The sequence below is a fragment of the Variovorax sp. JS1663 genome, assembly GCF_002157355.1.
Taxonomy (GTDB): Bacteria; Pseudomonadota; Gammaproteobacteria; order Burkholderiales; family Burkholderiaceae_C; genus Variovorax.
Map to the genome: position 1 here is coordinate 108,792 of NZ_LYMK01000019.1, position 12,352 is coordinate 121,143.

Annotated in this window: 7 protein-coding genes; 5 read left to right on the top strand and 2 right to left on the bottom strand. The window is 67.9% G+C overall.

The genetic code is table 11. The features are described 5' to 3' along the window. Window positions 1-18 precede the first annotated feature (18 nt). The 5 genes from mutS (at window position 19) to A8M77_RS36455 (ending at window position 10,186) form a co-directional block, all read left to right on the top strand. Window positions 19-2,646 (top strand): DNA mismatch repair protein MutS, encoded by a 2,628-nt coding sequence (gene mutS, locus A8M77_RS17565; RefSeq protein ID WP_086922798.1) that lies wholly within the window; start codon window positions 19-21, stop codon window positions 2,644-2,646. A 26-nt stretch (window positions 2,647-2,672) separates the two neighbouring features. Next, entirely contained in the window at window positions 2,673-3,512 is an 840-nt protein-coding gene (locus tag A8M77_RS17570; RefSeq protein ID WP_086922808.1) for a proteasome-type protease, read from the top strand. 301 nt (window positions 3,513-3,813) lie between these two features. Next, the gene (locus A8M77_RS17575) at window positions 3,814-4,287 is read left to right on the top strand and encodes a hypothetical protein (protein WP_143694640.1); all 474 of its coding nucleotides are present in this window, start codon (window positions 3,814-3,816) and stop codon (window positions 4,285-4,287) included. Between the two features lie 189 nt (window positions 4,288-4,476). Continuing rightward, window positions 4,477-7,182 carry a hypothetical protein gene (locus A8M77_RS17590; protein ID WP_143694641.1) on the top strand — a complete coding sequence of 902 codons (2,706 nt, stop codon included), beginning with the start codon at window positions 4,477-4,479 and terminating at the stop codon, window positions 7,180-7,182. Between the two features lie 517 nt (window positions 7,183-7,699). Then, window positions 7,700-10,186 carry a hypothetical protein gene (locus A8M77_RS36455; RefSeq protein ID WP_192871630.1) on the top strand — a complete coding sequence of 829 codons (2,487 nt, stop codon included), beginning with the start codon at window positions 7,700-7,702 and terminating at the stop codon, window positions 10,184-10,186. A 67-nt stretch (window positions 10,187-10,253) separates the two neighbouring features. On the opposite strand, the gene A8M77_RS17600 is transcribed toward A8M77_RS36455, so the two are convergent. Beyond that, window positions 10,254-11,078 (bottom strand): undecaprenyl-diphosphate phosphatase, encoded by an 825-nt coding sequence (locus tag A8M77_RS17600; RefSeq protein ID WP_086922802.1) that lies wholly within the window; start codon window positions 11,076-11,078, stop codon window positions 10,254-10,256. Between the two features lie 66 nt (window positions 11,079-11,144). Next, on the bottom strand, window positions 11,145-12,338 hold the full coding sequence (locus tag A8M77_RS17605) for an autotransporter family protein (RefSeq protein ID WP_337590020.1): 1,194 nt from the start codon (window positions 12,336-12,338) through the stop codon (window positions 11,145-11,147). Between the last annotated feature and the right edge of the window lie 14 nt (window positions 12,339-12,352).

The following is a 12,352-nucleotide window of genomic DNA, read 5'->3' on the forward strand; positions in this document are numbered from 1 at the left end:
TCGCTCTCCCGTCTCCTGATGACCCTCCCCCCGACAGCCCCCCACACGCCCATGATGGCTCAGTACCTGAGCCTGAAAGCGAACCACCCCGACACCCTGCTGTTCTACCGGATGGGTGACTTCTACGAGCTGTTCTACGCCGACGCCGAGAAGGCCGCGCGCCTGCTGGACATCACGCTCACACAGCGCGGCCAGTCGGCCGGGCAGCCGGTGATCATGTGCGGCGTGCCTTTCCACTCGGTGGACACCTACCTGGCACGGCTGATCAAGCTCGGTGAATCGGTGGCCATCTGCGAGCAGGTCGGCGAGGTCGGCGCAGCCAAGGGACCGGTGGAGCGCAAGGTGGTGCGCGTGGTCACGCCCGGCACGCTGACCGATGTCGAGTTGCTGCACGACAAGAGCGATTCGCTGCTCCTGGCCGTGCATGCCGGCACGCGCAATTTCTGCGGCCTGGCCTGGCTCAGTGTCACCGGCGCCGAGTTGCGCCTGGCCGAATGCCCGGCCGATGCGCTGGAAGCCTGGATCGCCCGCATCGCGCCCAGCGAGCTGCTCTACAGCGCGGAGGTCACGCCCGGCTTCGAGCAGCGCCTGAAGGCCGCGCGCAACGGCGCCGCCTTCACCCTGTCGGTGCGGCCGGCCTGGCAGTTCGACGGCGGCCTGGGCGAGCGCAAACTGTGCGAACAGATGGGCAGCAACAGCCTCGCGGCATGGGGCGCCGAGGCGCTCGCGAACGCGCACGCCGCCGCCGCCGCGCTGCTGGGCTACGCGGAACACACCCAGGGCCGTGCGCTCTCGCACATGCAGCGGCTCGCGGTCGAACGTGATGGCGAGCTGATCGAGCTGCCGCCCAACACGCGCCGCAACCTGGAACTGGTGCAGACCCTGCGCGGCGAGGACGCGCCCACCCTCTTCTCCCTGCTCGACACCTGCATGACCGGCATGGGCAGCCGCGCACTCAAGCGCTGGCTGCTCGCGCCGCGCCGCGACCGCGGCGACGCGCAGGCACGGCTGGAAGCCATCGCCGCGCTGCAGGCCACGCCACCCGGCGCCACCATGGCGCCCTGGCGGGCGCTGCGCGAGCGCCTGAAGAACACCAGCGACGTCGAGCGCATCGCCGCGCGCATCGCGCTGCGCCAGGTGCGGCCGCGCGAGCTGGTCGCGCTGCGGATGGCGCTGGCCAAGGCCGAGGAACTGGCGCCCGCCCTGTCCACCGCGGATTCGGCGCTGCTCGCCCGGATGGCCGGCCACCTCGCGCCGCCGCCGGGCTGCGTCGAACTGCTGGTGGCAGCCATTCACCCCGAACCCTCTGCGCTGGTGCGCGACGGCGGCGTGATCGCGAACGGCCACGATGCCGAGCTCGACGAGCTGCGCGCCATCAGCGAGAACAGCGACGCCTTCCTGCTGCAGATGGAGGCCAGCGAGCGCGAACGCACCGGCATCTCCAACCTGCGGGTGCAATTCAACCGCGTGCACGGCTTCTACATCGAGGTCACGCAAAGCGCCCTGTCGAAGGTGCCGGACAACTACCGCCGCCGCCAGACGCTGAAGAACGCCGAGCGCTTCATCACACCCGAGCTCAAGGCCTTCGAGGACAAGGCGCTGTCCGCACAGGACCGCGCGCTGGCGCGCGAGAAGTGGCTCTACGAGCAACTGCTCGATGCCTTGCAGGCCTCGGTCCCCGCGCTCACCCGCCTGGCCGGCGCGCTGGCCGCGCTCGATGCGCTCTGCGCCCTGGCCGAGCGCTCCCACACCCTGCATTGGCGCGCCCCCCGCTTCGTCGGCCACCCCTGCATCGAGATCGAGAAGGGCCGCCACCCGGTGGTGGAGGCACGGCTGGCCGAGAAATCATCGGGCGCCTTCATCGCCAACGACACGCGCCTGGGCCCCCAGCAGCGCATGCAGGTGATCACCGGCCCCAACATGGGCGGCAAGTCCACCTACATGCGGCAGGTGGCGATCATCGTGCTGCTGGCCTCCATCGGCTCGCACGTGCCGGCCGACGCCTGCCGGCTCGGGCCCATCGATGCCATCCACACCCGCATCGGCGCGGCGGACGACCTGGCCAATGCGCAGTCCACCTTCATGCTGGAAATGACCGAGGCGGCGCAGATCCTGCACGGCGCCACGGCCCACTCGCTCGTGCTGATGGACGAGATCGGCCGCGGCACCAGCACCTTCGACGGCCTGGCGCTGGCCGCGGGCATCGCCGCCCAGCTGCACGACCGCACGCGCGCCTTCACCCTGTTCGCGACCCACTACTTCGAGCTGACCGAATTCCCGGCCGACCACCACGGCGCGGTCAACATGCACGTGAGTGCGACCGAGGCCGGCCGCGACATCGTGTTCCTGCACGAGATGCAGCCCGGGCCGGCCAGCAAGAGCTACGGCATCCAGGTCGCGCGCCTGGCCGGCATGCCGGCCGCGGTGGTCAACCACGCGCGGCAGGCGCTGGAGGCGCTGGAAGGCCAGCAGCAGCAGGCGCGCGCGCAGGTCGACCTGTTCGCCCCGCCGCCGGCGGTGGAAGCGCCGCCGGCCAGCGCCGTAGAATCCGCGCTGACTGCGCTCGACCCCGACACCATGAGCCCGCGCGAGGCGCTCGAAGCACTCTACACACTCAAGAAACTCCACGCGCGCGAACACGGCTGATGGCCCGATTCGTGCGAGACGACCTCATGACGTACTGCGTAGGCATCAAACTCAACGCCGGCCTGGTGTTCCTCTCCGACTCGCGCACCAACGCGGGCGTGGACCACATCAGCACCTTCCGCAAGATGATCGTCTACGAGCAGCCGGGCGACCGCGTCATGGTGCTGCTGTCGGCCGGCAACCTGAGCATCTCGCAGTCGGTGCGGGAGATCCTGCAGATCGAGGAGCTGCACGAGGTGCGCGAGGACGGCGAGGAAAGCGAGCCGATCACCATCTGGAACGCCAGGAGCATGTTCGACGCCGCGCGCGTGCTGGGCTCGGCGGTGCGCCACGTCTATGACCGGGACGCCGAGGCGCTCAAGCACGCTGGGCTGGAGTTCAACGTTTCCTTCATCTTCGGCGGCCAGGTCAAGGGCGAGGGCATGCGCCTGTTCCTGGTCTACGCGGCGGGTAACTTCATCGAGGCCACCAGCGAGACGCCCTACTTCCAGGTCGGCGAGTCCAAGTACGGCAAGCCGGTGCTCGACCGCGTGCTCACGCCCGACACGCCGCTGGACGAAGCAGCCAAGTGCGCGCTGGTGTCGATGGACTCCACCATGAAGTCCAACCTCTCGGTCGGCCTGCCGCTGGACCTGGTGGTCTACGAGGCCAACCGACTGGAGACCGACAAGGTGGTCTGCATCGACGCCGACAACCCCTACTACCGCATGGTGCACAACAGCTGGGGCCAGAAGCTGCGCGAGGTGTTCGACAGCATCGAGGACCCGGTCTGGGACGACACCTATGCCGAGCATCCGCTGAAGATGCCCGCGACGCGCCACAGCCCGCTGCGCAAGATCTCGACGCCCGAAGAAAAGCTGATCTGAGCGGCGGCGGCAGCCGCTTCCCTGCTCCGCCGGAAGCGCCATCCGGCCCACCACACCACGAAGCCCATTGCGCCGTTGCGCCAGTGCAGGCCGCGCCACGCGGCCGGCCGGGCTATTCCCGCCTGCACCAAGGCCAAGAAACAGTTGGCCCATCGCCAACCGGCCACTTGGCTCTTCCGGACCTATTCGAATTCTTCTCCGCCGACAACACTGTCAACAGGAGAAACGATCTTTCAGTCAGATTGATTCGGATTTGATCAGGAGCTTTGCCATGGCTTGTACGCCACACGAAACCGAACTGATGCAACGCGCCCTGCAGAGCATCGAGCAGATGCTGACGGAGCTGCAGGGCATGGCCACGCGGCAGCAATGCCTGCCGCAGGACGAGTTCACTGCCCCTCCTTTCCAACGAACGGACTACCGGGAGCAACCAGCCCCGTCGGCCGTGTACTTCTGCCTGACCTCTGCAAGTGCGCTGCTCGACGTCAGCCGCTCCCTGCTGGGACAGCTCGACGTCAGCCCGACCGAGGGCCATTGGCTCGGTTGGGCCAAGTTGAGCGCCCTCTCCAAGGCCGCAGGCCAATCCGCATTCATGGCCTCCATCATGCTGGCCGATCCCGAGACCCGCCGCGCAGCCTCGGCGCACCACGAAGACACCTGGGCTGCGACGCAGGTCTGCCCGACCCCTGCCAGGGCGGCACGGCCATGCCGCGCGTCGGTTGGCACCAGGCTCAAGATGACGCTTCGAAGTCTGATCCACCCCATCGCTGCCTAGCGCAGCCCGCATCGCCGGCCGCACCAGGCCCGCACCCGCCAGCAGATCCAGCACGCCCGACGTGCCGAGTCCGCGCCGGCCCTCCACGGGCCGGCCCCTTTTCGCCATTCCGTTTTCGCCAGGTTCTTTGCGCCTTTCGGTGGCGCAGGGGATTCCTTTTCTTCAACTTCCGGTCAATGAGGAGACAGTGTGAGAAAGATCGACAAAAGCGCCCTTCTGCTGTGCGTTGCAGCAGGCGCACTCGCCGGCTGCGGCGGCGGAGGAAGCGGCCCGGGCGGCAGCTTCGGGCTCCCGCAGGGGAGCACGGATACGACGCCGCCAGCTTCGGCTGCTGCCGCGGCGGCGCCCGCCAACCCCGCCATCGCGGACAAGGAGGCGGAGCCGGTCAGCAAGCTCGATTCGAGCTGGGTCAAGGTCGCCAACGAAGACCGGAGCTTCAACCTCGCCTCGCTGACGGTGGTGCAGTACGGCGCGAATTCCTCGTGGACCAGCAAGAAGTTGTCCGGCACCGTGGGGTGCAACAACGCCACTTTCGGCGATCCCCTGCCCTACGTGGCCAAGGCGTGCTACGTGCAGGCCCCCGCGCCGGTGCCTGCACCAGCCCCGGCACCCGCTCCCGCACCAGCGCCCGCGCCCGCTCCTGCTGCCGGTGCAGTGCTCGCGAACGAAGGTGCCTCGTTCACCGTGCCCGTCCCGACGCTGGTGAAGTACGGCGCAGACACGCGCTGGATCACGAGGTCAGTCACCGGCACGGCAGCGTGCACCAACGCCTTCTTCGGCAGCGACCCCGCCTTCATGACGGCCAAGTCCTGCATCTCCGCCGGTGCGGCGCCCGCGCCCGCGCCCGCACCCGCACCCGCACCCGCACCCGCACCCGCACCCGCACCTGCACCTGCACCTGCACCTGCACCTGCACCTGCACCTGCACCTGCACCTGCACCGGCTCCCGCACCCGCACCTGCGCCCGCACCGGCTCCCGCACCCGCACCTGCACCTGCGCCCGCACCGGCTCCCGGCGCGGCCCTGTCCGGAGACATCGTGGACAGCACAGGCACGGTGGTGCCCAGCGCCTACGCGGCAATGGCTTACAAGTTCAACACCGACGCAGGCGTGACCTACAAGTACGGAGCCCCCGCCAGCAAGAGCGGCGTCACGACCCTGCCCGAGCGCGCGGACGTCGGCATCATGAGCGGCATCGGCTCGATCTACCAACTGGGCCGCGAGGACTCGACGAACAACATGTACGTGTCGATCCACGCTGCCGCCATCGGCGTGCCAACCGCCACGCAGACCGTCACCAGTGCGGTGGCCTGGCTCCAGAACTCGGCCACCGACCGGCGCACCTTCCAGCAGCGCCCGCAGCTGCTGTGGCAACAGCCCCGGCTGCTGCCGACCTCCATCGACGACTACGTTGCCCAGAGCGTGCTGGTGAAGAACGATCCAGCCGACCTGCCAGTGGCCGAGCACCGGGGCGAGAATGCCGCCGACTCCCCGGCCACGCGGTTGTCGCTGGTGGCCACGCAGGGCAGCCCGACCAAGTCGGCCAAGATGTTCACGGTGGGCACGCTCACCGCACAGAACCGCGCCTCGACCTCGTTCAAGCTTGGCTTCGTGCCCACCGGCATCGCCGTGACCGGCGGCGGCGAGTTCGCGCTGGTGTCCGGATGGGACACGACGAACACCAAGGGCCAGGTGGCGGTCGTCTCCCTCGGCTCAGCCCCGCAAGACTGGAAGCCGGGTCAGGCCCGCTACGACTGGTGGCACGGCTGGATGGACATGATGCATCCGGGCTTCCCCGACCAGGGCAACTACGTGTTCATGAAGGTCATCGGCTACGTCGATCTGCCTTCGGACATGAAGGCCCCCACCGCCATCGCCACGACCACCGGCGTCCACCCGTACACGTCCATGCTGAAGTACGACGCGTCCGGGAACATCTCGAACTTCCAGCTGCTGAACTCGCCGATGGCCAACAACCGGGCGAAGATGCTGCCGGGCGGCGAGGACTACGAGCGCTACGCCAAGGGCGGGGTCGCGGTGGTGGTATCCAAGAGCGAGAAGCGCGCGACGTTCATCGACCTCGGGCCGCTGTTCAAGTACACGAACGACATGTACCTGGGCAGCGCCGCCTCCAACCTGGAGACACAGAACGTCGGACTGGCTGCCAGCCAGTGGCCGTACCTGCTGGCCGACAAGCCGCAGGCGATGCCAGTGGTGGTGAAGACCACGACGCTGGCCAGGCGCCCGACCGCGGTGTGGACCAGTGCGACCCGCAGCTACTGGAGCAAGGACGACCAGGCCCGGATCTCCGCCTATCCGTTCTGGGCCGCCGATCCGCACTACGCCCGTGCCGCCATCGCCGTGGAGGGCGGGGAACTGCAGCTGTTCTCGCTCGGCCGTTACGCCGCCGGCGTCAAGCCGACGACCCCGGCGCCGGCGGACATCCAGCAGGTGGGAACGGTCACGGGCGTGGGGGACAACATCACGCACCTGGCGGCCGCCAAGGACTACAGCGGCGTGGCGGATCCGATCAACGACATGATTCTCTTCACCGACCGGGCCAACCGCCGCTGGGGCTGGGTCAAGCTCGCGACCACCGGCGAGACCATGTCCACCGGCAGCGTGCTGCGCACGATGGAGGATTCGCGGGTCGATCCGATCATGGTCACCATGGCCGACAACTACTCGACCAAGGGCGACGTCCTGACGGTCGCCGACTACTCGGGTGCGAGCATTGCCAACTACCGCTTCGGCGACGTGATCTACCCTGACAAGAGCAGCGGCTTCTGCACCCAGGCTGGGGCTTGCCCGACGCTCACCTACCAGGGAGAGTTCGCCGGCAAGCTGGCGCTGCCATTCAAGCCGATGGCGGTGCACAGCTCGAACGTGCCGTGACGCGCTGATGATCCCCGGCATCCAGGTGAGAGGCCCCTCAACATCCGCATAGCCAACGCGGCCCGATCTGCCGGCATCTTTCATCAACTCATGGAAATTGGCCCGCCTCGGTGCGGGCCGTTTTTTTGGCGAGGCACGCCCACGGCCTCCGGAATGGTGGCAACACGGTGTCTGAAAACGTGGGGAAGTTGCGTTGCAATGGTTAGAAAGCACAACCTTAGTAACACGCTTCTGGGGGAGCACTTTACACACGGGAAAAGAAGTGCAAGAGAAATTGCCCTACAGAGGGTTTACCCGTACAACCCCCAAGTTCATCAATATTGGAAAGATTTGCTTGAAAGTCATGGATAAAAGCGCGCTTCTGCTTTTTGTAGCAGCAGGCGCACTCGCCGGTTGCGGCGGTGGAGGAGGAAATAACGGCGGCGGATTTGCCGCTTCGGCGAGCGCGGATACGGCCGCAGCGACGACAACCGCTTCTTCTTCGCCGACCGATTCGGCAGCGACGGCCAAGGAAGGCGTGGCGCTCGACAAGGCGCTCGACTCGACCTGGACCAAGATCGCCAACGAGGATCAACGATTCACCGTGGGCGCCGGGACAGTCGTCCAGTACGGCGCGAACACCACCTTCACGAGCAAGACGCTCTCGGGCACGGTGACCTGCAACAACGCCACTTTCGGCGACCCGCTGCCCTACGTGGCCAAGGCCTGCTACGTGCAGACCGGCGCTGCGCCTGCCCCGGCACCGGCCCCCGCGCCGGCCCCTGCTCCCGCTCCGAGCCCCGCCCCGGCGCCCGCGCCCGCGGCAGGCCTCCGTCTGGCCAGCGAAGGTGCCTCGTTCACCGTCGCGTCCGCAACGCAGGTGCGTTACGGCGCCAACAACTCGTGGGTCACCAAGTCGGTGACCGGCACCGGGCAGTGCACGAACGATTTCTTCGGCCGTGATCCGGCGCCTTTCGTCGTCAAGGCCTGCTATTCCGATGGTGCTGCAGCGCCTGCACCGGCACCGGCCCCCGCTCCGGCGCCCGCACCTTCCCCGGCGCCCGCTCCGGCACCTGCACCTGCACCTGCACCTGCACCTGCACCTGCACCTGCACCTGCACCTGCACCTGCACCTGCACCCACACCCGCACCCGCACCCGCACCCGCACCCGCACCCGCACCCGCACCCGCACCCGCACCCGCACCCGTGGCTGGGGACATCGTCAACTCCGATGGCAGCCTGAACACCGCCAACTGGGATGCAATGTATGCCGCCGCCGGTACGGATGGGTGGATCGACTACACACGCGGCAAGGCCGCTACCGACGCTGGGGGCGTGAAGCTCTATGAGCGTCCGCACTTCACGATCCAGAAGGGCGGAACTCAGAACGCCGGCCAGATCGGGAGCATCTACGAGCACGGCAGTGCCACCGGCAGCGATGGCGGCGCCTACTCCACCTCGCAGACGGATGTCGTGACCTTCGGGGCCACCTCGGGCTCCGGGGTGGTGTCGCTCCAGACCTCGGGGTACACCAACAACACCGGGCAACTGAAGCCGCAGCCCCAGTGGCAGCGTGGCTTCCAGGTCGAGCATGCGAACTTCAGCAGCTATCGCTCTTCGGGCGTCTTGCCTGCCGGCAACGTCAAGCCGATGTTCGTGGCCTCCAGCAACGACATCAGCAGCGAGAACGGCACGTCTCGTCTGATCGGCACCGCTGACGGCACGATCTTCGGCGTAGGTTCCAACACGGCCGCCAACAAGGTGAGCGTCAAGCTGGCGCCCGGCAAGCTGCCGGTCGCCGGGGCGATGACCAACAAGGCGGAGTTCCTGTTCGTCCCGGTCTGGGACAAGGCCACCCGCAAGGGCCAGGTCGCGGTGATCATCACCGCCGGCACGGCGGAAGGCGTGCCCTGGACGGACACGAACCTGGCCTACCGCTGGTGGGAGGAATGGCGCGAAGCCTATCCCGGCCTGCCGAACCAGGGCAACACCTCGTTCCTGAAGGTGCTGGGTTACGTGGACATCCCCGGCATGTCGGCGCCGACCTCGGTGGCGGTGAACACCGGCATGCACCCCTGGCAGATGCTGGGCGCCGATGCCCGCGCCATCGGCTACGCCAACTCCCCGGTGAAGGACCACTACCTGGAGCTGCGCGACGGCGGCGTCAACGGCGGGCGCATCGCCCGTGGCGGCCTGCTGGCCGTCGGCAGCAAGAGCGAGAAGAAAGTCGTGTACTTCGATCTGAAGCCGCTGTTCGCCTGGGTGTACGACAGCTACTACGGGGCCAACCACACACGCGGTGAGCGTGCGAACCTCGGCCTCGGCGACAGCCAGTGGCCGCAGACGATGGCGCTGTCGGGCGTGACCCTGCCCGTGGTGAAAACCGTGGCATTTGCCGACCAGGTCGCCGCCATCAAGTTCACGGGCACCCGCCCGGCGCCGCAAACGCCTGGCGAGCCCTTCAACTGGGTGGTGACCAACAGCGCCGCGGGCCAGGGCACGGTGCACGTGATGGGCGTGGGTGGCTGCCTGCCGGGAACGGCGAACAACAAGAGCTGCGCGGCCGGCGACATCTCCGCGCGCTCTACCGTGGCGGGCCTGCCGTACGTGTCTTCCATCGCCACGATGCTGGGGATGAAGCGCACCGGCAACGTCGACCTGAACAGCGGCTTCTGGTTCGTCGGTCGTCCGGGCCGTGACGTGGGGTTCGTGCGGTTGAACAGCAGCGGGGCGGGCGGTGTCATCGGTCTCCAGTACAAGACCAGCATCGAGCAGTGTGCCGATCCGGTCGGACTGGCGGACATCGACAACTACAGCAACCAGTCCAACGCCCAGTTGCTCATGTGCTACAACGACAAGAAGGTCGCGACCTACCGTACCGACACGTTGTTCCACAACGGCAGCTGGACGGCCTGGGCGCAGAGCACCTCGGTGCAAGGGACCAGTGGCGTCCCCGTCGAGTACTACGGCTCGTACCCGACATCGGGTAAGCCGGTGCATGCACTGACTGCCAACGTGCCCTGAGCAAGCAGCACAAAAGCAAGGCCCCTTTCGAGGGGCCTTTTTCATGGCGCAATCGATCTTGCCGGCGCTACTCGGCCCAGACGACCGCCCCGCTCCACGCGGTGGCCAGCACAACGATCCCGAAGGCGATGCGATACCAGGCGAAGGGCACGAAGCTGTGCGTGCTGATGTACTTCAACAGCCAGCGCACGCACAGCCAGGCGCTCACGAAGGAGAACAGCAGGCCGACCGCGAACAGCGGGATGTCCGCCGACGACAGCAGCGCCCGCTCTTTGTAGAGGCTGTAGGCGCCGGCGCCGATCAGCGTCGGGATGGCGAGGAAGAAGGAAAAGTCGGTCGCTGCGCGGCGCGACAGGCCCAGCAGCATGCCGCCGATGATGGTGGCACCGCTGCGGCTGGTACCCGGAATCATCGCGAAGCACTGCACCAGGCCGACCTTGAGTGCGTCCCAGGGCGTCATGTCGTCCACATGCTCGATGCGCACCGCGCCGGGCGGACGCTTCTCGGCCCAGAGGATGATGAAGCCGCCGATGATGAAGGTGCTGGCAACCACCACCGCGGTGAACAGGTGCGCCTTGATGAGCTTGCCGAACAGCAGGCCCAACACCACGGCCGGCAGGAAGCCGATCAGCACGTTGAGCACGAGGCGCTGCGCCTTGTGCTGCCGCGGCAGCGCGACCAGCGTGGAATGGATCTTCTGCCAGTAGACGATGATCACAGCGAGGATCGCGCCGGTCTGGATGGCGATGTCGAAGACCTTGGCCTTCTCGTCGTCGAAGCCCAGTAGCGAGCCGGCCAGGATCAGATGGCCGGTCGACGAGATGGGCAGAAACTCCGTCAGGCCCTCGACGATGCCCATGACGGCGGCCTTGGCCAGCAAAACGATATCCACGCGCGCTCCTTTGAAGAGCGCCGATTATCGCGAGGACGTCGGTCAGCTTCCGTTCAGCGCGCTCGTCTACCAGCGCACCCGCAGCCCCGCCGAGGCGTTGAGCTGCGACTTCGCCCGGGTGTCCCCACCCGAGGCCCACAGCTTTCCCACTTCGCCGTAGAGGCTGGTCGTGCCGTTGATCGCCAGCGTGAAGCCCGCGGCCAGTTCGGTGGAGGTGCTGCCGGTGCTGCTGGCCATCGCGGTGATGGCGGCCGGGCTGATGAAGCGCGTGCTGTCGTGGCCGCCCGAGGTGCGGTACAGGTTCACCCGCGCATAGGGCTGCAGCCGGCCTGCGCTGGTGGCGATGTCGCCCTTGACGCGAACGCCAACGCGGGCGAGCCAGTTGCCCTCGCGCTCCTGGCGCACGCGCGCGCCGCTGATGTCCACGTCATCGAGGTCCAGGCGCTGGTGCACCAGCTGCGCCTGCGGCTGGATCTGCCAGCCCTGGCCCAGTTCGAAGGACTGGCCGATCTCCAGGGAGGCGCTCAGGCTGCTGCCCTTGCCCTTGGTGCGCAGGAACGAGATGGCCTGGGGCTTGACCTCGTAGCGGTGGCGCCCGGCCTGCAGCACGCCGTCGGCGTAGAAGCCGCTGTCGCCGCTGTAGGTGGCGTAGCCGCCCAGGTACTGGCTGCGCAGGTCGTTGCTGCCCACGGCCAGGTTCGCGATGCCGCGGGCGAAGCCCCTGACCTGCATGTCGCCGTCGAGCTGGCCGGCGTAGAGGCCGGCTCGCCAATGGCCATCGGTCCACAGGTCGGTGCCGGCTTGCAGGCCGCTCAAGCGCCCTTCGCTGTGGGGGCTGACGGTGCCGCCTTGCTGGATGCTGCGGCCCGTGCTGAGGACTCGGCCCCAGGCGCGGCGCTCGCCGCTGCCGGGCGCTGCTGCGGCGCCACCCGTCTTCACGTCATCGTCGCCGGTGCGCTGGTGCAGGCTGCCGAGCATGGCGAGGCTGCCCTGGCGCAGCTGCTCGGGCAGAGCCGCGAACAGGGGCACTTCGGCTCGGTAGGTGGGCACCTGGATGGGGGCAGCTGTTGACGGGACCGGGGCCGGGGATGACGAACCAGCAGGGGCCGGAGGCGGTACTGGCGCAGACGGGTCAACGGGGGCGGGTGGTGCCGGTGGTGCCGGTGGTGCTGGCGGTGCTGGCGGTGCCGGTGGAATGATGGTGCTGGTGGAGCGCAGGTACCAGCTCTCCCCGGCTCCATTGGCATCGCCAGGCTGCAGGCGGTATTCGTAGG

Bases quoted from the DNA above. Each gene is read 5' to 3' on its own strand.
- mutS (WP_086922798.1), top strand. From the start codon at position 19: ATGACCCTCCCCCCGACAGCCCCCCACACGCCCATGATGGCTCAGTAC.
- A8M77_RS17570 (WP_086922808.1), top strand. From the start codon at position 2,673: ATGACGTACTGCGTAGGCATCAAACTCAACGCCGGCCTGGTGTTCCTC.
- A8M77_RS17575 (WP_143694640.1), top strand. From the start codon at position 3,814: ATGCAACGCGCCCTGCAGAGCATCGAGCAGATGCTGACGGAGCTGCAG.